Origin of the sequence: Kineosporia mesophila (assembly GCF_021129235.1) — a bacterium.
GTDB classification, from domain to species: domain Bacteria; phylum Actinomycetota; class Actinomycetes; order Actinomycetales; family Kineosporiaceae; genus Kineosporia; species Kineosporia mesophila.
This window is the reverse complement of record NZ_JAJOMA010000021.1, coordinates 1-22,610: the sequence shown is the minus strand read 5'-3', so window position 1 is coordinate 22,610 and position 22,610 is coordinate 1. Positions and strand designations below refer to the sequence as shown.

At 67.9% G+C, this 22,610-nt stretch carries 19 protein-coding genes; 17 read left to right on the top strand and 2 right to left on the bottom strand.

Annotation, left to right across the window (positions count from 1 at the left end; translation table 11 throughout):
- Positions 1 to 174: 174 nt before the first annotated feature.
- The 8 genes from LR393_RS25600 (at position 175) to LR393_RS25565 (ending at position 10,208) form a co-directional block, all read left to right on the top strand.
- Positions 175 to 2,331, top strand: a complete 2,157-nt coding sequence (locus LR393_RS25600; RefSeq protein WP_231487264.1) for a putative bifunctional diguanylate cyclase/phosphodiesterase — start codon at positions 175 to 177, stop codon at positions 2,329 to 2,331.
- A complete protein-coding gene (locus tag LR393_RS25595; protein ID WP_231487263.1) occupies positions 2,328 to 2,867 on the top strand; it encodes a DUF5317 domain-containing protein in 540 nt (179 codons plus the stop codon). Before LR393_RS25600 ends, LR393_RS25595 begins: the two co-directional genes overlap by 4 nt.
- Positions 2,868 to 3,129: 262 nt before the next feature.
- On the top strand, positions 3,130 to 4,137 hold the full coding sequence (locus LR393_RS25590) for a LacI family DNA-binding transcriptional regulator (RefSeq protein ID WP_231487262.1): 1,008 nt from the start codon (positions 3,130 to 3,132) through the stop codon (positions 4,135 to 4,137).
- 361 nt (positions 4,138 to 4,498) lie between these two features.
- On the top strand, positions 4,499 to 6,142 hold the full coding sequence (locus tag LR393_RS25585; protein WP_231487261.1) for a glycoside hydrolase family 13 protein: 1,644 nt from the start codon (positions 4,499 to 4,501) through the stop codon (positions 6,140 to 6,142).
- Between the two features lie 2 nt (positions 6,143 to 6,144).
- Positions 6,145 to 7,515 (top strand): ABC transporter substrate-binding protein, encoded by a 1,371-nt coding sequence (locus tag LR393_RS25580; protein ID WP_231487260.1) that lies wholly within the window; start codon positions 6,145 to 6,147, stop codon positions 7,513 to 7,515.
- 3 nt (positions 7,516 to 7,518) lie between these two features.
- Positions 7,519 to 8,454, top strand: a complete 936-nt coding sequence (locus LR393_RS25575; protein WP_231487259.1) for a carbohydrate ABC transporter permease — start codon at positions 7,519 to 7,521, stop codon at positions 8,452 to 8,454.
- Positions 8,451 to 9,338 (top strand): carbohydrate ABC transporter permease, encoded by an 888-nt coding sequence (locus tag LR393_RS25570; protein ID WP_231487258.1) that lies wholly within the window; start codon positions 8,451 to 8,453, stop codon positions 9,336 to 9,338. The genes LR393_RS25575 and LR393_RS25570 overlap by 4 nt, the downstream gene beginning before the upstream one ends.
- Positions 9,339 to 9,377: 39 nt before the next feature.
- Positions 9,378 to 10,208, top strand: a complete 831-nt coding sequence (locus LR393_RS25565) for an alpha/beta fold hydrolase (RefSeq protein WP_331282984.1) — start codon at positions 9,378 to 9,380, stop codon at positions 10,206 to 10,208.
- Positions 10,209 to 10,211: 3 nt separating this feature from the next.
- Here LR393_RS25565 and LR393_RS36660 read toward each other — a convergent pair whose 3' ends face one another.
- Positions 10,212 to 12,530: a putative bifunctional diguanylate cyclase/phosphodiesterase gene (locus LR393_RS36660; RefSeq protein WP_231487257.1), complete on the bottom strand. Its 2,319-nt coding sequence runs from the start codon at positions 12,528 to 12,530 to the stop codon at positions 10,212 to 10,214.
- 159 nt (positions 12,531 to 12,689) lie between these two features.
- Here LR393_RS36660 and LR393_RS25555 point away from each other — a divergent pair, with 159 nt between their 5' ends.
- The 6 genes from LR393_RS25555 to LR393_RS25530 all read left to right on the top strand — a co-directional run bounded on the left by LR393_RS25555 (position 12,690) and on the right by LR393_RS25530 (position 17,367).
- Entirely contained in the window at positions 12,690 to 13,388 is a 699-nt protein-coding gene (locus tag LR393_RS25555; protein ID WP_231487256.1) for a response regulator transcription factor, read from the top strand.
- Positions 13,385 to 14,809: a sensor histidine kinase gene (locus LR393_RS25550; RefSeq protein ID WP_231487255.1), complete on the top strand. Its 1,425-nt coding sequence runs from the start codon at positions 13,385 to 13,387 to the stop codon at positions 14,807 to 14,809. Before LR393_RS25555 ends, LR393_RS25550 begins: the two co-directional genes overlap by 4 nt.
- Positions 14,810 to 14,912: 103 nt before the next feature.
- Positions 14,913 to 15,077 (top strand): hypothetical protein, encoded by a 165-nt coding sequence (locus LR393_RS25545; protein WP_231487254.1) that lies wholly within the window; start codon positions 14,913 to 14,915, stop codon positions 15,075 to 15,077.
- A gap of 75 nt (positions 15,078 to 15,152) precedes the next feature.
- On the top strand, positions 15,153 to 15,986 hold the full coding sequence (locus LR393_RS25540; protein ID WP_231487253.1) for an LmeA family phospholipid-binding protein: 834 nt from the start codon (positions 15,153 to 15,155) through the stop codon (positions 15,984 to 15,986).
- 51 nt (positions 15,987 to 16,037) lie between these two features.
- Positions 16,038 to 16,280: a DUF3072 domain-containing protein gene (locus LR393_RS25535; protein WP_231487252.1), complete on the top strand. Its 243-nt coding sequence runs from the start codon at positions 16,038 to 16,040 to the stop codon at positions 16,278 to 16,280.
- A 19-nt stretch (positions 16,281 to 16,299) separates the two neighbouring features.
- A complete protein-coding gene (locus tag LR393_RS25530) occupies positions 16,300 to 17,367 on the top strand; it encodes a carboxylate-amine ligase (RefSeq protein ID WP_231487251.1) in 1,068 nt (355 codons plus the stop codon).
- On the opposite strand, the gene LR393_RS25525 is transcribed toward LR393_RS25530, so the two are convergent.
- A complete protein-coding gene (locus tag LR393_RS25525; protein WP_345718710.1) occupies positions 17,368 to 18,348 on the bottom strand; it encodes a TIGR03557 family F420-dependent LLM class oxidoreductase in 981 nt (326 codons plus the stop codon).
- Positions 18,349 to 18,535: 187 nt separating this feature from the next.
- Here LR393_RS25525 and LR393_RS25520 point away from each other — a divergent pair, with 187 nt between their 5' ends.
- From LR393_RS25520 to LR393_RS25510, 3 genes are all read left to right on the top strand, one after another.
- Positions 18,536 to 20,101 carry a methyl-accepting chemotaxis protein gene (locus LR393_RS25520; protein ID WP_231487249.1) on the top strand — a complete coding sequence of 522 codons (1,566 nt, stop codon included), beginning with the start codon at positions 18,536 to 18,538 and terminating at the stop codon, positions 20,099 to 20,101.
- A gap of 38 nt (positions 20,102 to 20,139) precedes the next feature.
- The gene (locus tag LR393_RS25515; protein WP_231487248.1) at positions 20,140 to 20,676 is read left to right on the top strand and encodes a hypothetical protein; all 537 of its coding nucleotides are present in this window, start codon (positions 20,140 to 20,142) and stop codon (positions 20,674 to 20,676) included.
- A gap of 278 nt (positions 20,677 to 20,954) precedes the next feature.
- Positions 20,955 to 21,230 carry a hypothetical protein gene (locus LR393_RS25510; protein ID WP_231487247.1) on the top strand — a complete coding sequence of 92 codons (276 nt, stop codon included), beginning with the start codon at positions 20,955 to 20,957 and terminating at the stop codon, positions 21,228 to 21,230.
- Positions 21,231 to 22,610 lie beyond the last annotated feature (1,380 nt).

Genomic DNA, 22,610 nt, shown 5'->3' with positions numbered 1-22,610 from the left:
GTTCAAGGCAACGGCATATGTCAAGGCTGCGGGCGTCGTAACGGCCGTCGTCACCCTCGCAGTGCTGGTGGGCGCTTCAGACAAGTGGGGCTGAGCGCGGTCAGCTGAATCCGTACGTCCGCGCCTCCCCGGTCGGGTCAGTACCGGGGAGGCGCCACGGGAAGCAGGGGCGGTATGACGGACACCGGATCCGGCGTGGCGCACCCACGGGTGACACCGCTCGGCCTCTTCGTCGCCGGGGTCATCGTGGCGGCTCTACCCATCCTCGTCTGGTCGCTGGCGGCGCTGCTGTTGCAGCCCCGGCAGTTCGGCGTCGACCGCCTGGTGATCATCTTCCTGCTGCTCGGCGTGATCATCGGCGAGCTGACCTCGGTCGAGGTGGTGCTGCAAGACAGCCGCACCTACCTGATGACGCTCTCCACCACGTTCATCGTGGCCCTGATCTTCGCGGCCCCGCTCGGTCTGGTGATCCTGGCCCAGTGCGTGCCGCTGCTCATCGACGACCTGAAACAGGGGCGGCACTGGTCCCGGCCGGTGTTCAACCTCGGGCAGTACGTGCTGGCCGTGGCGGCCGGCCGCTGGATCTTCAGCCTGGTCGCCCATCAGTCGTTCTTCGTGCCCGAGCACTTCCAGCGCGACGACGTGGGCCCGGCTATCCTCGCCTCCGGGGCCTACTTCCTGGTCAACAACGGCCTCGTCGTGACGGTGATCGCCCTGGCCAGCCGGCGGATCGAGGGTGCCCGCCTGTGGATCGACGTGCGCCAGAACATCACCACCTGGGGCCCCATGGTGGCGATGGCCCCGATCTGCCTGGCCGTCACCAACTTCTCGCTCTGGCTCGTGCCGCTGGTGCTGATGCCCGTCATCGCGGTGCACCAGATCTCCAAGCTGGCCCTGGAGCATCGTCACAGCGCCCAGCACGATGCCCTCACCGGTCTGCCCAACCGTTCGTTCTTCCTGCTCCAGCTCGACCGGATGCTCGCCGAGAAGGCGGCCGGTGAGCCCGTGCTCGGCGTCATGTTCATCGACCTCGACCACTTCAAGGAAATCAACGACACCCTCGGCCACGAAGCCGGCGACGCCCTGATCTGCGACATCGGCCGGCGACTGCGCTCGGCCATGACCGACGACGTGACGGTGGCCCGGCTCGGCGGCGACGAGTTCGCCGTGCTCACCCGCCTCTCCTCCGCCGATCCCCTGACCGAGGCCAGTGACCTGGCCGGGAAGCTCACGGCCACCCTCGACGACCCGGTCAGCGTGGCCGGCATCCGGCTGGAGGTGCGGGCCAGCATCGGGATCGCCCTGGCCCCGCAGCACGCCCGCAGCAGCGCCGACCTGCTCGCCAAGGCCGACATCGCGATGTACCTGGCCAAGGGCAACGGGGGCGGGGTGGCCGTCTACGACCCGAGCAAGGACGAGAACACCACCGAGCGCCTGCTACTGCTCACGCAGCTGCACGACGCCCTGGCCGACGACCAGCTCACCGTCTACTACCAGCCGAAGTGCGACGTACGGTCCGGCCGGGTGGTCGGCGCCGAGGCTCTGGTGCGCTGGCAGCACCCGCACCGCGGCCTGCTGGGCGCCGACCAGTTCATCCCGATCGCCGAGACCACCGAGCTGATCACCCAGCTCACCCTGGTCGTGCTGGAGCAGGCCATCAGCCGCACCCGGGTCTGGCTGGACCAGGGCCGGCACCTGGGCGTGGCCGTCAACCTCTCGGTGCGGCACCTGGCCGACGTGCGCCTGCCCGAGCAGGTCGACTCCCTGCTCAAGCGCTACTGCGTGCCTCCCGCCCTGCTCACGCTCGAGGTCACCGAGAACACCGTGATGACCGACCCGCACCGGGCCGTGGCCGTGCTGGCCATGCTGCGGGCCGGCGGGGTGCGCATCGCCATCGACGACTACGGCACCGGCTATTCGTCCCTCGCCTACCTCAAGCGCCTCTCGGTCGACGAGCTGAAGATCGACCGCAGCTTCATCACCGGCATGACCAGCGACGACAACGACCAGATCATCGTCCGGTCGACCATCGACCTGGGCCACAACCTCGGCCTGCGGGTAGTTGCGGAAGGGGTCGAGGACATCGAGAGCTGGCGCCATCTACAGGTTCTCGGATGTGATGTGATCCAGGGATTCACCGTGCAGGCGCCGCTGTCCGCCACCGAGTTCGACGCCTGGCTCACCGACTGGGAGTCGCACCGCCGGGAGCACGTGGTCGGTGGTCTGGCCGGGGCCCGCCCGGTGACCGTGGGGACGGTGGAACGGCTGGGAGCGCCCACCCCGCTGCCGATCCGCGAGAGTCGTGACGCTCGGGAGGAGAAGCCCGCATGATCGTGGGCGTCGTGGCTCTCCTTCTGGTGCTGGCTGTTCCCTTGACCGGCGGCAGTTTCCAGCGGCTGGGCGAGATCCCCGTACGCGGCTGGGTCCTGCTGCCGATCGCCCTGCTGCTCCAGGTGCTGCTCTTCTCGGTGCTCTCGGATGTGCCCGCCTGGCTGGGATTTCCGGTGCACCTGCTGACCTACGCACTGGCTGCGGTATTCCTGTGGCTGAACCGCGCGGTCCGTGGCGTACCCCTGATCGCCCTCGGCGCGGCGCTGAACGGAGTGACGATAGCCCTGAACCACGGCACGCTACCGGCCTCCGAATGGGCGGTCCGAACGGCAGGACTGCCTGCTGACAAGGGTTTTTCGAACTCCGGCATGCTGGAGAACCCGACCCTGCCCTGGCTCGGTGACATCTTCGCCATCCCCAGTGGGCTCCCCTTCGCCAACGTCTTCAGCGTGGGCGACATCCTCGTCCTGGCCGGTGTGGCGGTCCTGGTGCTGGCGAACAGCCACTCGAAAGAGCCCGCAAAAAGCCAAAATTAAGGACGACGTGCAGGGCTCCAGGGGCCCCTTTCCCCGAGCCGACCGCCCGTCCCCAGTTTCCTGATCAGGCAAACCATCCCCGGGCAACCTCGCCGCCCCCGATGCGCTCAATCTTCGTTTCGTCCCCGATTGCTCTGATGCTGTCCCGCTCTGATTACTCAGCGTTAGAGGGGCCTCTTTTTTCGGCCCTCCGCCACCATCCCCGGGCGGCTTCTTGCGCAAGAGATGCAAGCTGCTTGCGCCGGGGCGTACTCTTCTTGCTGTGACGCGACGACTGGCCGAGGTGGCGAAGAAGGTCGGCGTCAGCGAGGCCACTGTCAGCCGGGTGCTCAATGGGCGGCCCGGGGTTTCCGAGGCCACGCGGCGCTCGGTCCTCGCCGCGCTCGACGTGCTCGGTTACGAGCGGCCCACCCAGTTGCGTGGTGAGCGGGCGCGGCTGGTCGGGCTCATCCTGCCCGAGCTGCAGAACCCGATCTTTCCTGCATTCGCCGAGGTTCTGGCCGGGGGCATCGTGCACCGCGGGCTCACCCCGGTGTTGTGCACCTGCTCGGCGGGCGGGATGAGCGAGCCGGCCTACGTCGAGATGCTTCTGGAGAAGCAGGTTTCCGGGGTGGTGTTCTTCGGTGGGGCCTCCAGTGAGGCCGACGCCGCGCATGATCACTTCGAGCAGCTCGAGAACCGCGGCATTCCGGTGGTTCTGATGAACGCAGCGATCGAAGGTCTCGACTTCCCGACGGTTTCGACCGACGACACGGCGGCGGTCGGTCTGGCCTTCGCCCACCTGCGGTCGCTGGGGCACGAGCGCATCGGCCTGGTGCTCGGGCCTCCCGACCACGTGCCGTCACGGCGCAAGATCGAGGCCTTCGGCAAGCTGGTGGCCGGGGCCGGCCTGGAGAGTGAAGGCCTGGTCGAGCACACCATGTTCACCGTCGAGGGCGGTCAGCTGGCGGCCTCCATGCTGGTCGAACGAGGCGCGACCGCAGCTATTTTCGCCAGTGACATCCTTGCGCTCGGCGGGGTGAAGGCGGTGCGTCGGGCCGGGCTGCGGGTGCCCGACGACTTCTCCGTGGTCGGCTTCGACGACTCGTTCCTGATGAACTGCACCGACCCGCCGCTGAGCACCATCCGCCAGCCGATCGAGTCAATGGGCCGGGCCGCTCTCACCCTCCTGATCAACCAGATCGAGGGCGGCATGACCATGGACCGGGAACTGCTCTTCGAGCCCGAACTGGTCGTGCGCTCGTCCACCGGAGCCGTCCCCCGTCGCTGACCCCACCCCTTCGTGATCAGGCCAAGGGTCCCCAGAGTTCTGGAACTCCGAGTCCGGCAAGTTCTGGAAATCCGGGGACACCTGGCCTGACCACGGAAGGCTGGGGGGTGGCGGGCTGCGGCCGCAGATTGCGCAAAGCCGACAACGTTGCCGTGACTCAGTGTGTTTCTACGGCCTGATGTCGAGTATTTGCACTCAAAAATCAGGCTATTGCAAAAGGTTGTGGCCGACCTTACGGTGATCGCAGCTCGAGGCCCTCCGGCCCTGAGCGCAGTTCCCGATCCCGGTCACAGCGTCGTTGCCCGGTACTCCGGCGCCTGTTGCCGTCTGCCGCGCCTCTGGCGCAGGAGGTAGGCGCCGCGTGCACACCCGAACCGACCCTGCGTGGTGGCGCAATGCCGTCATCTACCAGGTCTACGTGCGCAGTTTCGCCGACGCGAACGGCGACGGGGTGGGCGATCTGGAGGGGGTGCGGTCGCGGCTGACGTATCTGGCTGATCTCGGGGCGGACGCGATCTGGTTCACCCCCTGGTACCCGTCGCCGATGGCCGACGGGGGCTATGACGTGGCCGACTACCGCGACATCGAGCCACGTTTCGGTAGCCTCGAACAGGCCGAGCGGTTGATCACAGAAGCCCGTGACCTGGGGCTGCGCACCATCGTCGACATCGTGCCCAACCATCTGTCGAGCGTCCACCCGTGGTTCGAGGAAGCCCTGGCGGACGGGCCCGGCTCGCCGGCCCGGGAACGGTTCTGGTTCCGGCCGGGGCGGGGCAAGAACGGTGACGAGATGCCGACCCACTGGGTGTCGAGCTTCTCGGGCGACACCTGGACCCGCACGGTGAATCCGGACGGCAGTCCGGGGGAGTGGTACCTGCATCTGTTCACGCCCCAGCAGCCCGACCTGAACTGGTCGAATACCCAGGTCAGGGCCGAACACGAAGACGTTCTGCGGTTCTGGTTCGACCGTGGGGTGGCCGGGGTTCGCATCGACTCGGCGGCCATGCCGGTGAAGGATCCGCTGCTGCCCGAGGTGCCGGCCCGGCCCGGGCCGGGCGAGCATCCGTTCATCGACCGGGACGAGCTGCACGACATCTACCGGGGATGGCGGGCGGTCGCCGATTCCTACGACGACGAGCGCATCCTGGTCGGGGAACTGTGGCTGGACGACGCCCGGCGCTTCGCCCGCTATCTGCGGCCCGACGAGATGCACACGGCGTTCAACTTCGACTTCATGACCCGGCCCTGGGAGGCCAAGGAGCTGCGGGCCTCGATCGAGACCACGCTGGCCGCCCACGAACCCGTCCACGCCCCGGCCACCTGGGTACTTTCGAATCACGACGTGACCCGGCCGGTCACCCGCTACGGCCGGTCCGACTCGTCGTTCGCCTTCGCCGCGAAGCGGTTCGGGACGCCGTCGGACCCGAAGCTGGGTCACCGCCGGGCCCGGGCGGCGGCGTTGCTGACAGCGGCGCTGCCCGGAAGCCTCTACATCTACCAGGGCGACGAGCTGGGCCTGCCCGAGGTGGAGGACATCCCGCTCGACAAGCTCCAGGACCCCATGCATTTTCGTTCCGGGGGAGTGGATCCCGGCCGGGACGGCTGCCGGGTCCCGCTGCCGTGGACCACGGCGAATACCGGCGCCGGGGAGGGGGCCCACGCGGAGCCCTGGCTCCCACCGCCGGCGATCTGGCCCGGTCTGAGTGTGGAGGCGCAGCAGCACGACCCGCAGTCGATGCTCGCCCTCTACCGGGAGATGCTCCGTCTGAGGCGATCCGAAACCGATCTGGAGAACGACCAGCTCAGCTGGCTGGCCGCGTCCTCAGGTGTGATCGCTTTTCGCCGGGGCACCCAGTTCGCCTGCGTGGTGAACCTGGGCGCCGAAGCCACACCCTTGCCCGATCAGGCCCGGCTACTCCTGGCCAGTGGACCTCTCGACGGCGATCAGGTCCCGCCCGACACCGCCGTCTGGCTACATCTGCCCATGGTGAAAATCGAGGAGTGACAATGATGTCCATTCGATCGACGACAGCACTGACCATCGCCGGTCTGGCCGGTCTCGGCCTGCTGACCGCGTGCGGAGGTGATTCCGACAGCGACGAGGGGGCCAGTGGCAAGGTCTCGATCACGGTGGCGAGCGACGCCGGGCTGACCCCCGAGGCGATCAGCTCGTACGACCAGCAGATCGCGACCTTCCGGAAGAAGTACCCGAACATCGAGGTGAAGCGCGAGGAATACACCTGGACCGGGCCGACCTTCGCGGCGAAGCTGGCCGGGGGCACCCTGCCCGACGTGTTCACCCTGCCGTTCACCGACGGCCGCACGCTGATCGCCCGCCGGCAGGTGGCCGACATCAGTGACGAGATCTCGAAACTGCCCTACGCCAACAGTTTCAACCCGAACGTGGTGGCGGCCGGAAAGAGTGACGACGGTTCGGTCGAGCTGGTACCCATTGCGGCGTACGGCCAGGCGCTGCACTACAACCGCGCGCTGTTCGAGGAGGCCGGGCTCGACCCGGACAAGCCGCCGACGACCTGGGCCGAAATTCGCTCGGCGGCCGATCAGATCGCCGAGAAGACCGGGCAGGCCGGGTACGCGGTGATGACGAAGGGCAACACCGGTGGCTGGATCCTGTCGACCGAGGCCTACGCGATGGGTGGGCGCATGACCCAGGCGAACGGTGATGAGCAGAAGGCCACGGTGGACAACGCCGGGGCCAAGGAGGCCCTGAGGCTGGTGCAGGACATGCGCTGGCAGGACGACTCGATGGGCTCGAACTTCGGCTACGACTGGAACGGGATCAATCAGGCGTTCGCGGCGGGCAAGATCGGGATGTTCGTCACCGGCGGCGGGACCTACGACAACCTGGTGTCCCAGAACGAGATCAAGCCCGACGACTACGGACTCACCGTGCTGCCGCTGGAGGGCGCGGACGCCGGGGTACTGGGTGGCGGCACGCTGGCGGCGGTCAGTGTGAAGGCCGACGACGCGGAGAAGGCGGCCGCGGTGAAGTGGATCGACTTCTTCTACATGCAGAAGCTGATCACCCAGGAAGGTGCCGTGCGCGATGCGCAGAACCGGCAGACCGACAAGCAGCCCGTCGGCACCCCGCAGCTTCCGGTGTTCGACCAGGCCACCGAGCAGAAGCGGCTGGAGTGGATCAAGAGTTACGTGGATGTGCCGCTGGAGCAGATGACGAACTACACCAGTGCCGCGTTCCAGCAGCCTCTGGTGCCCGAGCCTCCGGTGGCCACGCAGGATCTCTACGCCGCGCTCGACCCGGTGGTGCAGAAGGTCCTGACCGACAGGAACGCGAACGTGGACGAACTGTTGTCCCAGGCCAACTCCGAGGTGCAGAACGTGCTGGACCGGGGCTGAGGGATGAGCGTGATCGACCGTCCGGTGGTGCCCGCCACGGCCAGGAAGGTTCCCGCCAGGAAGGTTCGGGGCAACGGTCTCGCCACCGTCGTCTTCCTGCTGCCCATGCTCGTCGCGTTCGGGGTGTTCAGCTGGTTCCCGATCGGGCGGGCGCTGGTGATGAGTGTGCAGCAGACCAACCTGGTGACCCCGGCCACGTTCGTCGGGGTGGACAACTACGTCTATGTGCTGCACGACCCCGACCTCTGGACGGCGATCCGTAACACCGGCTATTTCGCGGGTCTGGCGCTGGTTTTCGGCTATCCGATTCCGCTGCTGCTGGCGGTGCTGATGAGCGAGGTCCGGCGCTGGCGGGGTGTCTACACGGCGCTGGCCTACCTGCCGGTGGTGGTGCCGCCGGTAGTGGCCGTGCTGCTCTGGAAGTTCTTCTACGACGGGGGCCCGACCGGGGTCTTCAACACCGTGCTGGGCTGGATCGGGCTGGGGCCGTACCCGTGGCTGAACTCCTCGTCGCTGGCCATGCCCTCGCTGGTGCTGGAGGCCACCTGGGCGGCGGCGGGCGGCACGGTCATCATCTACCTGGCGGCCCTGACGGCGGTGCCGCCGGAGCTCTACGACGCGGCCGAGGTCGACGGGGCCTCGATTCGGCAGAAGGTCTGGCACGTCACGCTTCCCCAGCTGCGGGGCGTGCTGCTGGTCACGATGATCCTGCAGCTCATCGGTACCGCGCAGGTCTTCCTCGAGCCGTACCTGTTCACCGGTGGCGGCCCGTCGAAGGCCACGCTGACCCTTCTGCTGCTGGTCTACGACTACGCGTTCGGGTCCAGCCTGAGCGGTGACTTCGGCGCCGCGACGGCCCTCAGCGTGATGCTCGCGGTGGTGCTGGCTCTGCTTTCGGCTCTCTACTACCGTCTCACCCGATCGTGGAGCCAGTCATGACGGACCAGCCGGATCGCGGCATCATCTCGAGCAACGAGCGCCGTAAACCTTGGATACGAAAGACGCTCACACTGACGGAAGTGGGCCTGCTGGGTTCGCTGGTGGTCATCGGACTGGGGCCGTTACTGTGGTTGGCGAAGGCCGCGACCACCCCGACCCGCGACACGCTGAGGGAGCCGATGGCCCTGTGGCCGAACGGTTTCGACATTGCGAACCTGGCCACGGCCTGGAACCACGAGCACCTCGACCGGTATTTCCTGAACACCCTGGCGGTCGCTGGTGGTTCGTGGGCCAGTCAGCTCCTGGTGGCCACCACGGCGGGCTACGCACTGTCGGTGCTCCGGCCCCGCTACGGAAAGCTGATCACCGGGCTGGTACTCGGCACGATGCTGGTGCCGGCGGTGGTGCTGCTCGTGCCCCTCTACCTGACCGCGCTGGACGTGCCCGGGCTGCACATCTCGCTGATCAACTCGTGGTGGGCGGTCTGGCTGCCGGCCGCGGCCAGCCCGTTCAACGTCATCCTGGTCAAGCGGTTCTTCGACAACCTGCCCCGGGAGGTGTTCGAGGCCGCCATGGTCGACGGGGCCGGGCCGTTCCGGTTGTTCTGGTCGATCGTTCTGCCCATGTCCCGTCCGATTCTCGGCGTGGTGTCGGTGTTCGCGGTGGTGGCGGCCTGGAAGGACTTTCTCTGGCCGTTGCTCGTGCTACCCGATCCGGGCAAACAGCCGCTCTCGGTGCGTTTGCCCATCCTGGCCGAAACTATCCAGTTGGATGTACTTCTGGCCGCTTTGTTCATCTCGACCCTGATTCCGGTGGTTCTGTTCCTGGTCTTTCAGGGATTCTTCCTGCGCGGGGCCGGGCTGAGTGGCGCGGTGAAGGGCTGAGCCTAGGCTCGGCGCAGGTCTTCATCTGGAGGTAGGAACGTGCCCAGGCTCACTGTGACCAGCGATGTCGAGAACGCCGAACTGCACTACACCGACCAGGGATCCGGCAGCCCGGTGGTGCTCATCCACGGCTGGCCGCTGTCCGGCCGCTCCTGGGAGAACCAGGTGCCCGCCCTGATCGCCGCCGGCTACCGGGTGATCACCTACGACCGAAGGGGATTCGGGGAATCGTCGCAGCCCTGGAACGGGTACGAGTACGACACCTTCGTCGCCGACCTGAACGCTCTTCTCACGGCGCTCGACCTGAACGGGGTGACGCTGGTCGGGTTCTCCATGGGGGGTGGTGAGGTGGCCCGGTACATCGGCACCTACGGCACCGGCCGGGTGGCCCGGGCCGTCTTCGCCGGGGCCGTGCCGCCGTACCTGTACAAGACCGACGGCAATCCGGACGGTGGTCTGGACGACGCGACCATCAAGCAGTTCCAGGACGGGGTGGTCACCGACCGCCTGGCGTTCCTGGAAGGGTTCGTGGACACGTTCTTCAGCGTGGACGGCAAGTCTCTGGTGAGCGACGCGCAGCAGCAGTACGCCCGGCAGATCGCGGCCTTCGCCTCGCCCAAGGGCACTCTGGAGTGCATCCTGGCGTTCGGCACGACCGATTTCCGCGACGACGTCGCCAAGATCGACGTGCCCACGCTGGTCATCCACGGCGACAGCGACTCGATCGTGCCGTTCGAGGTGAGCGGGAAGCGGATGGGGGAAATCGTGCCCGGTGCTCAGGTCCACGTGATCAAGGGTGGTCCGCACGGGATGAACGCCACTCACCCCGCCGAGTTCAACGAGGCTCTGCTGGCTTTCCTGGAGAAGTAGCGGTCAGACGGGAACGCGCGGCGTCACCACGCTGGGGTACCGCTCCAGCCAGGTGACGAAGGCGTCCTTGGGCAGCGGCGTGGCGAACAGGTACCCCTGCGCCTCGTCGCAGCCCAGGTCGCCCAGCTTGGCCAGGGTGTCCGGGTCTTCCACACCCTCGACGAGCAGCCGCATCCCGAGCCGGTGCGCGATCTGGGCGGTGCCGGCCACGATCGCGGCGGTGCGCTCGTCGTGCAGGATGCGCTGCGTGAAGGTGCGGTCGATCTTCAGCTCGGTCGCCGGGATGTCGTTCAGGTAGCTCAGCGACGAGTACCCGGTGCCGTAGTCGTCGATGCTGATGGCGAAACCCCGCTCGGCCATCGCCCGGATCATGGTGCCGGCCAGCTGGGGGTCGGCCATGAAGCCGGTCTCGGTGATCTCCATGACGAACTGCGAGGGGTCGATGTCCCGCTCGAGCACGTCGTCGAGGATCTCCAGCAACCGGGGCTCGGCGAGGAAACCGGCCGAGAGATTGACCGACACCCGCAGCGGCCGGCCCGCGGCCCGCCAGCGCTGCCACTGAGTGACCGACTCGTGCAGCACCCGTTCGGTGAGGATGCCCATCAGGCCCTGGTTCTCGACCAGGTCGATGAACCGGGAGGGGCCCAGCAGGCCGTGCCGCGGGTGCTCCCAGCGGGCCAGGGCCTCGGCCCCGACCACCTGGTCGTCGCCGATCCGCACCTGGGGCTGGAAGAACACCCGGATCTGCTCCGCGACCGCGGCCGGCTGGGAGAACGTCCACTGCATGTCCTCGGCCAGCTCCAGCTCTTCCTGCGCCGCGGCATCCAGGTCCGGGTCGTAGCGGCCGACCCCGGCCCCGGCGTTCTTGGCCCGGTACATCGCCACGTCGGCGCGGCGCATCAGCTCGACGCCGGGCATGCCGGGCTCGTTCAGGGCCACCCCGACGCTGGCGTAGACCCGCAGGGGCCTCCCGTCCAGGCTGCGGTACGTGGCCCCGGCCTCGACCAGGTCGTGCGCGGTCTGCTCGACGTGGCCGACAGCGGCCCCGGTGAGCAGCACGGCGAACTCGTCACCACCGAGCCGGGCCAGCAGACAGCCGGGCGGTACGTGCCGGGCGAAGCTGGTGCTGACGTCCTGCAGCAGCCGGTCGCCGACGGAGTGCCCGTAGCGGTCGTTGATCAGCTTGAACCGGTCCAGGTCGATGAGCAGCAGCGCGACCGGGGCGTTCTGGGCCAGGCCCTGTTCGATGGCCGTCACCATGGCCCGGCGGTTGGCCGCACCGGTGAGCTCGTCGGTGCGGGCCTCCTGCCGGGCGCGGGCCAGCACGGCCAGGTCGCGCACCACGGTGACGAACCGGTAGCAGGCGCCCAGCGCCGCGGCGGCGGCCAGGCCCGTGATGAGAACGCTCTGCTCGCTCGACAGGGCCTGCTGGATCAGCACGAACAGGCCGGCCGTCAGCACGGTCAGGGCGCTGGCCGTGGTGGTCTCGGTCATCGCGGGCAGCAGTTCGGTGCGGTCGGCCGGTCGCTGGTGGGCCAGGCCGATCAGCGCCGCGGCGACCAGGATCAGCCCCTGGGTGGCGGCGGCCCCGTGGGCCTGCGGACCGGTGCTCAGCACCAGCGGGGCCAGCGCCACCACCAGCGGGGTGGCCATGGCCCCGGTCAGCAGCCAGGCGCGGGCGTCGGAGGCGAGCCCGGTGAGGTTGGCGATGGCGACCGCCGAGCCGAACAGCACCACTCCGGTGCCGATCAGCGCGTACCCGGCCTCGGTGCGCCAGTAGCCGGTCGGGTCGTCGGCCAGGACCGGCTGGTGCACGGCATTGGCGATGGCGACCACGACCATCCAGGCGCCGACGCCGTTGAGGATGTCGTTCGGGTCGGCGAGGGCGGTGCGTTCCTGCTTCCAGCGCACCAGGCCGTGGTAGAAGAACGGCCCGGCGGCAATGCATCCCACGGTGAACACGACCCAGCCGAGGTCGGTGCCGGCGAGGTAGGGGCCGTGCGCGAGCAGGGCGGCGCCCTGCCCGGCGAACACGGCCACGGTCAGGATCAGCGCGCCCAGCAGCAGGTAGCGCCAGGCCTGGATCTCGTTCGCCCCGGCCTCGTCCTGGCGCCGGTTGCGCCGCAGGAGTACCCCGGTGACCACGGCGAGATAAGCCGCGAGCAGGCAGTTGACGGCCTCGGCGAGCGCGAACGGGGCATTGGCGGTGGCGGCTACCGCTCCGAGGGCGCCCAGCAGGGTGAGGGCGGACAGGATCAGCCCGATGATCGAGGCACGGCGGATCCATCGCCCGGCTCCGGTGGCGTACCGGGGCTGCGTCACATCTCTCCATCGGTCACGGGTACAGGCGTCTGACGGTTCTGGTTCGCGCTCACCCGTCCGGCACCCGTCGGGCCGCGTACCTTCGCTGGACAGTGTGCAAGGTGATGACCCGTCATGTGGTCGAGATGGCTGTGAATCATGAGATGGGAGGATGTATACGTGAACACCGCCGACCGGATTCTCGTGGTGGACGACGATCCCGGGATCGGTGAGCTGCTGGTCTCCGCCCTCGGCTTCGCCGGCTTCGCGGTCACGGCGGTCTCGGATGCCGCGGACGCCCTGAAGATCATCACCGCCGGCGAGGCCGACGCGATGGTGCTCGACGTGATGATGCCGGGCATCGACGGGTTCGACCTGCTCCAGCTGCTGCGCGCCAAGGGCGACCGGCTTCCGGTGCTGTTCCTGACGGCCAGGGATGCGGTCGAGGACCGGGTGCGTGGGTTGCGTCTGGGGGCGGACGACTACGTCACCAAGCCGTTCAGCGTGGTCGAGGTGGTGGCCCGGCTGGAGGCACTGCTGCGGCGGGCCCGCCCGGACGCACCGGAGCCGGACGACGGCCGGCTGCGCCTGGCCGACCTCGAGCTGGACGACCAGGTGCACCGCGTGACCCGCGGTGGTGAGCCGATCCACCTCTCTCCCACCGAGTTCCGGCTGCTGCAGTACCTGCTGCTGAACGCCGGGCGGGTGCTCTCCAAGGCCCAGATCCGGCAGCACGTCTGGCAGTACGACTTCGGTGGCGACTCGGGCGTGGTCGAGCGGTTCGTCAGCAACCTGCGCCGCAAGGTGGACGACGGGCGGGAGCCGATGATCCACACCGTGCGCGGATTCGGGTACTCCATCCGGGACCCCGCAGCATGAGGCTGTGGCCGGTCAGTATCCGCGGTCGCCTGGTCGGGGCCGTCGTCCTGACCATGGCCGGGGTCCTTGCGGGCAGCGCGGCGGCCACCGCCTGGGGCCTGAATTCCTATCTGGACGAACGGGTCTCGACTCGCATGGAGAACGTGCGCGGACAGATCCAGCGGGTCGTGGCGCTGAATGTGGCCAACGGTGGCGATCTCGTCGTGAACCAGCAGCAGCTCGATCTGCTGCTCGGCGACAACAACAACGGCCTGATCCTCGTGGTCGACGGCAAGACCGGTCTCGCCGTCGACCTGCCGGACGTGCCCGCGCAGCAGCTGATCGAGACGGCTTCGGCCTCGCCCGGCCGGGTGGTGTTCATCGACGGCGACGACCCGGTGGCCACCCTGGCACTGCCGACCAAGGGTCTGAGATTTCGCATCGGGGCGGGAAGCGCGGTGGTCGAGGTCGATTCGCTGGTGCTCGCCGTCAGCCGGGCCGACGACCAGCAGACCGTGCACCGCCTGATCCGCATCGGGCTGCTGGTGAGCCTGATCGCGATGGCCCTGCTCGCGGTGCTGGTGGCCCTGATCGTGCGCGCCGGGCTGCGTCCGCTGACCGAACTGGCCTCGGCCGTGCAGGCAGTGGGGCGGGGCGAACGGGATCCGGACACCATCCCGATGCAGGGCAGCACCGAGACCGGGCAGGTGGCCCGCGCGGCCCGCGACGCCTTCACCGCCCGGACCCGCGCCGAGGACCGGCTGCGCACGTTCGTCGCCGACGCCTCGCACGAACTGCGCACCCCGCTCACCAAGATCGGGGGCTGGGTGGACCTGTACCTCCAGGGTGGTCTCGGTGGTGAGGCCGGGACCCAGGCGGCGATGGAGAAGGTCGAGGCCGAGACCGGCCGGATGGGCCTGCTGGTGGAGGAACTGTCGCTGCTGGCCCGACTGGACGCCCAGGTGCCCCTGGACCTGGAGGGCCTCGACCTGCGTCCTCTGGTGGAAGAAGTGCTCGACGACGCCCGGGTGGTGTCGGCCGGTCGTCTCTTCACCCGGCACGTCCCGGCGGAACCCGTGACGGTGCAGGGCGATCCGGAGCGCCTGCGGCGGGTTCTGCGCAACCTCGTCGGCAACGCCGTGCAGCACACCCCGCCGGGCACCGGGGTCGAGGTGTCGGTCCGGGCAGAGGACGAGGTGGTCACCGTCGCGGTCAGCGACCACGGGGAGGGCATCCCGGCCGAGCAGCTGCCGAAACTGTTCGAGCGGTTCTGGCGCGCCGACGAGAGCCGCACCCGGGCGAAGGGCGGTTCCGGCCTGGGGCTGGCCATCGTCGAGGCGGTGGTCGTGGCGCACGGCGGGTCGGTGGGGGTGACGTCGCAGGTCGGGCTGGGAACGACGGTGACCATCCGGCTTCCGGCCGCCCCTCCGGAGGTGAGCTGACCGGCGTCCTCCCACAGGTTTTCCGGCTCCTGGCCCCAACCGTCAGCTGATCGTCAGGTTCCGTGTCGAGTGATCGTCGGGCGGGAACGGTCGCATGATCGGCATGGCATCTGTTCTGTACCGCCTCGGCCGTTTCGCCCACCGGCGACGGCTGATCGTGCTCGTCAGCCGGCTGCGGATCCTGCTGTCCGGCGCCTCCGATCCCGTTGAGACGAAAACCGTCTCCGTGGCCGGTACCACCGCCCTGGCCAGGGGGGTTCTCGCGTGACCGGGCCCGCGACCCGGGCGGCATGGTGTTCGATGGGTGATCGTCCGCCCGGTCATCCCGATGCGTGAGGGATACGTGCACACAGAGAATCTGCAGGCCCGCGTGAACGTGACGCCGAGCGTTACCCGGTGGTTCCGGCGCCGGTGGCTCGTCGTGGTGGCCGTCTGCCTGGTGGTGCTCGCCGTGCTGGTGGTCGTCGCGAACGTGATGGTCACCCGCTATGTGAAGGATCAGGTGGTGCGAGTTCTGCGCTGCGCCACCGACGACGACACCCTCGATCCCACGGTGTCGCTGGGCAGCACCCCGTTGCTGTTCGGGATGGTCTCCGGAGAGGTCCGGACGGTCACCATCGGCGGGTTGTCCACCACCGCGGTCTCCGGCCTGGACACCCAGAAACCGGTCTCGGTGCCGAAGGGCACCCTGAGCGTCACTCTGGACGGTCTGGGCGTCCGTAAGCCGCACTCGGTGGAGTCGGCGCAGGCCGCGGTGCACCTGCCCTGGGACGGACTGGGCGGCCGGCTGGCGTCGGAGGCGGACCTGTCCGGGGCCACGCTCGCCGCGAAGGACGGGCTGCTCGCGGTGACCCTGGCCGAGAAGGTCGCGGGTGAGCCGGTGACGGCCCTGGTGAGCATCGAGGCCGATGGGGACAGCCTGACGGTGACACCCGAATCGGTCATCGTCGGTGGCCGTCAGATCGGCATCGGGCTCGTCTCCCTGCTGGCCGGTGACCTGCTGGACGACGAGAACGGCGAGAGCCGGCTCAAACCGCGCACCATCAACCTGGACCTTCCCGAGGGCACAACCCTGGAGGCAGTGAAGGTGCAGTCCGAGGGCCTGGACCTGGATCTCGGCATCGATCCGGCACAGATCGGGAAAAGTGGTGCAGCAGGGCGCAACTGCCTCGCCTGAGGTGCCTTCTCGACGCGCGTCGAACGGATGTTCTACCTAGTGTCTGCGGACATGAGCCAGAACACTTCGAACAGTCCGGCCGCTGCCGCAGATGACGAAGCCGTGGCGGCGAGCACCACCAAGCCTCCCGAGGAGTGGGTGACCGGCGACGAGCCGGCCACCGGAGCCCAGCTCAGCTACCTGCAGACGCTGGCCCGGGAGGTCGACGAGGAACTGCCCGAGTCGCTGACGAAGGCCCACGCGTCCGAGCTGATCGACGAGTACCGCCAACGCTCACCGCGCGTGGAGAGCTGATCGTCGTCACACTGGCGCAATGAGCCTGAGCCGACGGCGCACGGTCGGGGTGGAGGAGGAATTCCTCCTGGTGGACGGGAACGGTGTTCCGAGCCCGGCCGCCCGACGGGTCACGGCCGGGGCGCACGAGGGCATCGAGCACGAACTACAGCAGGAACAGGCCGAGACGGGCTCCCTGCCGCGCACCGAACTGGCCCAGCTCGCAGAGGATCTCCAGATCCGCCGACGCGGGCTGGGCCGGCTCGCCGCCGACCACGGCGTCCAGGTGGCCGGTCTGGGCACCAGCCCGATGAACGCCGAACCGACCCTCTACCCGGACGAGCGGTACCGGCGCATGGTCACCGACTACCGCACCACCGCCGCCGAGGTGCTGACCTGCGGATGTCACGTGCACGTCGGCATCGGGTCACCGCACGAGGGCATTGCCGTCATCAACGGCATCCAGCCCTGGCTCTCGGTACTGCTCGCCCTCAGCGCCAATTCGCCCTTCTGGCACGGCACCGACACCGGTTACGCCAGTTACCGGCGCCAGGTCCAGGACCGCTGGCCCATCTCCGGCCCGACCGGGGAGTTCCACGACCCCGACGAGTACCAGGCCCTGGTCGACAGCCTGATCCGATCCGGGGTGATCCTCGACGTGGGCATGGTCTACTTCGACGCCCGGCTCTCCGCGCGCTACCCCACGGTCGAGATCCGGGTGGCCGACGTCGGCACGGAGCCCGACAGTGCGGTAGCGCTCGCGGCCCTGTGCCGGAGCCTGGTCGATTCCGCCGCGTCCGACAGCCCCTGGCCCTCGGCCCGGCCGGAGGTGCTGCGGGGCGCGGCCTGGCGGGCCTCCCGCTTCGGACTGACTGGTGATCTGGTGGATCCCTTGACCGGCCAACCGATGCCGGCGCCGACCCGGGTGCAGCAGCTCGTCGACCGGGTCCGGCCCGCCCTGATCCGTAACGGCGATCTGGACCGGGTGGAGACCGCCCTGCACCAGGTGCTCGAACGCGGTACCGGCGCGGAACGGCAGCGGGAGGCTTACGCCCGGCGCGAGTCGCTCAGCGACGTCGTGCTCGACGCGGTGGAACGCGGCCGCTGATCACTTCTTCCCGAAAACCGCACGCACCGCCGGGAGAAGCTCCTTCTCGGCCGCCTCCAGGAACGACTTCTGCTGGTCCCCACCGATCTGCACGAGCGCGACATCGGTGAAACCGGCGTCGGCGAACGGCTGCAGGGCCTTCACTACCGCATCGATGTCCGAACCGCAGGGAATCTGCCCGGCCACGTCCTCGGGACGGACGAACTGGCTGGCCGCGGCGAACCCGGCCGTCGAGGGAATCTCGGCGTTCACCTTCCAGCCCCCGGCGAACCAGCGGAACTGCTCGTGCGCCCGCTGCACCGCGGCCTCCCGGTCGGAGTCCCAGGAGATCGGCAACTGACCCACCTTGCGGGCCGGTGAACCCGACGCGCTCGCGGCGTCCCAGCCCCGGCCCAGTTCCGGGTCCGGTTCGGTCGAGATCATAACCTCGGCCTTCGGGGCGAAGGCCGCCACCGACTGCGCCCCGCTGACGGCGACACCGATCGGCACCCGATTTTCGGGCAGGTCCCAGAGTTTGGCCGAGTCGACGTGATAGTGCTTGCCCGAGTAAGTGACATAGCCTCCGTCGAACAGTCCGCCGATGATGTCGACGGCCTCCTCGAGCTTCTCGTGCCGGGTGTTGACGCCCGGCCAGCCGCCCCCGATGACGTGCTCGTTCAGGTTCTCGCCGGAGCCCAGGCCGAGGGTGAACCGGCCGTTGCTGAGCAGGCCCACCGTCGCGGCCTGCTGAGCCACCACGGCCGGGTGGTAACGGCCGATCGGGCAGGTCACGTAGGTCATCAGCTCAAGCGTCGAGGTGACCTGGCTGACCGCTCCGAGCGTGGCCCAGGCGTTCGGGCTGTGGCCCTGGGCGTCGAGCCAGGGGAAGAAATGGTCGCTCATCACGGCCAGCGTGAAGCCGGCCTGCTCGGCCGCGGCCGCGTCGCGGACCAGACTGCGAGGGTCGGTCTGTTCGCACATCAGGGTGTATCCGATGTTCACCATGTCCCGACCCTGGCACCGGCGCTGAAAGCCCGCACACGCAGCTGCCCCTGTCATGAAGATCTTTCCCGAAAGGGACTTTTCGTCGTCCTTCCGGAAGTTGCGGTTCAGGGACCGGCTCCGGATGCCGACGAACTGCTGACCTCGCCATGGTGGAGAGGCCGGACTGGTGTCGGAGGCTGCTGCGGTGCGCGGATTCAGGTTCACGATCGGTCGGAGACTGGCACTGCTTGGTGGCATCGGCCTCGCCGTGGCGATCCTCAGCAATGTCGCGGCTCTGATGATGTCGGCTCACGTGAAGGATCTGCAGGAGCAGGAGCGCACCCACCTCAAGGCGCTGGTGCTGATCAAGCAGCTGGATACCCGGGCGAGCGAGCTCAAGGTGGACGGCTACAAGGCGCTGCTCTCCCAGAAGCCGGCCGATCTCAAGCAGGACCTCTCCGACGACAGCGCGACGGTGGATGAGCTCTTCACCGGCCTCGACGCACTCTCGTTGCAGGCGGACGACAAGCAGATGCTGGCCGGTGTGCGCACGGCGTTCGACGACTACGTGAAGGCCATCGGCACCGTGATCGACGCCGCGGTGAGCGACCAGGACACGGCCCGGGGCAACTACGAGGCGATCCAGACCGCCAACGACGCCACCGACGAGGCCGTGGGCAATGCCGCCGACGTGCTGGACAAGGCATCCTCCGAGCTGGAGGCATCGGCCGCGAGCACATCCCGCACGATGAACGTCATGATCATGCTGATCCTGGTGGTCGGCGCGGTGATCGTGGTGGTGTCCACCGTGGCGCTCTCCCGGGCCATCTCCCGGCGGGCGGTGCAGGCCGTCCGGGTAATGAAGGCCGTTGCCGCCGGCGATCTCTCGCAGCATATCGGTGACCACGGCAATGACGAGATCGGGGACATCTCGGAAGCTCTCGACGACGCCACGACACGGATCCGCACGGTGTTCACCTCGATCGCGTCCACCTCCGCGCGGCTGCGGGGCGCCTCCGGGGGGCTCACCGAGGTGGCCGCTGAGGTCGGCCGATCGGCGATGCAGACGTCCCAGCAGGCCGAGGTGGTGTCGCGAACTGCGGACGAGGTGTCCACCAACGTTCAGTCCGTCGCCGCCGGGGGCGAGGAGATGACCGTCTCGATCGCCGAGATCGCCCGTAATGCGCAGGAAGCGGCCCGGGTCGCGACCGGGGCGGTGTCGGCCGTGGAGTCGACCACCGGAACCATGAACAAGCTGGGGGACAGCTCGCGGGAGATCGGTGACGTGGTCAAGCTGATCACCTCGATCGCCGAGCAGACCAATCTGCTCGCGCTGAACGCCACGATCGAGGCGGCGCGGGCCGGGGATGCCGGTAAGGGGTTCGCGGTGGTCGCGGACGAGGTGAAGCAGCTGGCACAGGAGACGGCCCGGGCCACCGAGGACATCTCGAAGCGGGTCGAGACGATTCAGGACGACGCGGACAGCGCCACCTCGGCCATCACCGAGATCGCGAACGTGATTGCCCAGATCAACGAGTTCCAGACCACGATCGCGTCCGCGGTCGAGGAACAGACGGTCACCACCCAGAGCATCAATGCCGGGGTGGCGACCGCGGCTGACGGATCCAGTGAGATCGCCCGCAACATCTCCGGTGTGGCCAGTGCGGCGAACACCACCACGGCGACCATCGGCCAGGCCGAGGACAGCGCCCGCGAACTGGCCGGCATGAGTGACGAACTGTCCCGGCTGGTATCGGGGTTCAGGTTCTGACGGCCCCTTCCGAGGTGTCGGGAGGGTAGCGTTCAGTCGTGGAGAACCAGCTGTTCGGCCCCCTGAACCAGCACGGGCGGGACTATCGCCCGCTGAACGCGGACCGGGCCCGGAGCCGACTGTCGGCCTATGTGTACGGGAACATCCTGGTGCTCGCCGCCGTGATCGGGGCGACCGGGGAGGGGGAGCATTCCCGTTCCTGGCTGATCCTCCTGGCTACGGCGCTGAGCACCTATGCGGCACACATCTTCTCGCACAACATCGGGGAACGGGTGGGCCGTAGCGACGCCGAGCACGTGAATCACCTGCGCGAAGAGATTCGTGACGCGGTACCGATTCTCACTTCCGGGGTGTTCCCGGCCCTGATCTACGCCGGCTCGGCGCTGCACTGGTACGGCTCCCGGCCTGCGGAAATCACTGCCACGGCCCTCCTGCTGCTGCGCCTGGCCGGAACCGGTCTGGCCGTGGAACGTCTCAGTGACCGACGGGTGTCGGCGGCCGCGCTCTGGGCCGGAATCGTATTCGCTCTGGTCGGTGCTGGGATTGCCTATCTCAAGGTCATTTTCACCCACTGATCGGCGTTTTCGCCGATGGTGAAATCCGCATCCGGGTCGCGCGTACACCCGAAGCGGATTCTGTACCACTCCTTGCGCGAAATTACGCAGAATCCCGTAGGTATGGCTGTGCCGTTCGGGTGGCTCTATGCTGTTCCTCGTTGTGCCAGTAGGCGATATGACACTATTGAAATGAACAACGCGGAGCGTGACGACATGGGCCGATGTAGTCGTGAGGGTTGTTACACAACGGTTTTCGGACCTGCCCAACAGGTTCGCGAGAGGACTATGGTGGCCTGATGAGTTCCAAGGATCTGGCTGTTCGCAGTGGTTCGGAGAAAAAACCGGGGCACCCGGCCGATGCCGTGGCGCGCCGTCCACTGGGTTTGCGGGCCCGGACGTTCGCCCAGCGTGTGCTGAAGAGAACTACCTCGCGCACCGTCATGGTGTGCTCGCAGTGTGAGCTCACCGGTGGTCCGTTCAGCCGTGAAGAGGCGGCTCACCTGCTGCGTATCCACGAGCAGATGCAGCACGGCATCGCCATGCACCGCCCGCCGCTGCCTCCGGCCCCCTGAGCAGCACGTTTTCTGTCGATCAGAGCTCCCCGTCGGTGTCGCCGGGGAGCTCTTCTGCTGTCCGGGGGGCGGCGGGTGTCTCCCGGCCGGACGCCATTGATCTCGTCGGAGCTTCTTCTGGCTGCCACTCGACCGGCTGCTGACCTGCATTAATGCGGGATCGCGCGGAGCTTGGGGGCTGGGCTCCGGTTCTGGGGTGACGACACATCTCTTCTCTGGGCCCTTGTCCTGTTCGTGATCATGCAGACCTTCCCCGTGGAGGGAGGGCAACCGGCGAACGGTCTGGCATCGCACCAGGTGAGCACGGGTGAGGCTGCTCGTTGACCGCTCCGCGATGCCCCATCTGGGGGGCCATGGTGTTCGCCGATTCACTTGCTCCGTGCACCTCCCCATCGTTCGTGGGCGGTCTTCTCCTCCCAGGACGTGGATGGTTCTCCTCTTCCGGGAGGCGGAGCTAACGGCCCGCGCGGCGGTTGATGACGGCCTGACCACGCACGAAGGCCGTAGTCGGCCTCGTGGCCGTTGCGGCCGGGGCGGCGAGAGCGTCGGGGTTCTGTTTCTTGTGCCGGAGATTGTTCGGCTCCATTCCTGCCACGGCTGTTTTTCCGGAGCTGGGTGTCGGGATGGCCGGCCCCGGCAACGCGTCCGCCCGAGTCACTCCCCCTTGTGCGGGCGCACGGACCCACCTAGTTACGCAGGGTGGCGGTTTGACCCCGTCGGAGACCGGCGGGGTTTCTCGCCCGAGCCGGCGGGACGGGTCCCACCAGGGTCGATGTCGGGTGACCGGCAGCACATCAACGACCGAAATGGGCGGTTCCCGGTCCCGGGGACGTGCTGCTTCCTGGAAAACCGCAGGTGAACGGCGTGCGAGGGGTGGACGGCGTGGCGATTTGACGGAGCGTGGCCGTGATCCGTAATGTTCTCTCTCGTTGGGAACGCGAGAAACGGACACGAAAGTGGCCGGAACAAGAGCCCAACACCTCCTCCAAGTCACTCGAACTAAGTGACGTGCCTCCGCCAGTCGGAGAACGCGGCACAAAGTTCGTGAGCCTCGAAGGAAAATGCAACATCGTCGGTAATAACCGCGAAACGCGGATTTGACCGGCGAGCAACACAGGGTCTACTGTTTACAACGTCGCCAGGACGGAACGCCGAAAGGCAAGAAGTTCTGAGCGTCCGCTCCTTGAGAACTCAACAGCGCATCTGAACAACCGATGCCAATTGATCAACCATTATGGTTGGTCCTTGGCTGATGGATCAGGCTTCAGGCATGACCGGCCCCCGTCGGTGTGTCTGGTTATGGGTCTGGTTTTTATTGGTCAGGATTTGCACCACTATCTTCGCAGTATTTCTTCTTCTAGAAGATTATTTACGGAGAGT

What these genes read in the sequence shown, in the direction of transcription:
- LR393_RS25545 (WP_231487254.1), top strand. Translation starts at nt 14,913, where the DNA reads ATGGCATCTGTTCTGTACCGCCTCGGCCGTTTCGCCCACCGGCGACGG.
- LR393_RS25535 (WP_231487252.1), top strand. Translation starts at nt 16,038, where the DNA reads ATGAGCCAGAACACTTCGAACAGTCCGGCCGCTGCCGCAGATGACGAA.
- LR393_RS25575 (WP_231487259.1), top strand. Translation starts at nt 7,519, where the DNA reads ATGAGCGTGATCGACCGTCCGGTGGTGCCCGCCACGGCCAGGAAGGTT.
- LR393_RS25600 (WP_231487264.1), top strand. Translation starts at nt 175, where the DNA reads ATGACGGACACCGGATCCGGCGTGGCGCACCCACGGGTGACACCGCTC.
- LR393_RS25595 (WP_231487263.1), top strand. Translation starts at nt 2,328, where the DNA reads ATGATCGTGGGCGTCGTGGCTCTCCTTCTGGTGCTGGCTGTTCCCTTG.
- LR393_RS25550 (WP_231487255.1), top strand. Translation starts at nt 13,385, where the DNA reads ATGAGGCTGTGGCCGGTCAGTATCCGCGGTCGCCTGGTCGGGGCCGTC.
- LR393_RS25510 (WP_231487247.1), top strand. Translation starts at nt 20,955, where the DNA reads ATGAGTTCCAAGGATCTGGCTGTTCGCAGTGGTTCGGAGAAAAAACCG.
- LR393_RS25530 (WP_231487251.1), top strand. Translation starts at nt 16,300, where the DNA reads ATGAGCCTGAGCCGACGGCGCACGGTCGGGGTGGAGGAGGAATTCCTC.
- LR393_RS25580 (WP_231487260.1), top strand. Translation starts at nt 6,145, where the DNA reads ATGATGTCCATTCGATCGACGACAGCACTGACCATCGCCGGTCTGGCC.
- LR393_RS25570 (WP_231487258.1), top strand. Translation starts at nt 8,451, where the DNA reads ATGACGGACCAGCCGGATCGCGGCATCATCTCGAGCAACGAGCGCCGT.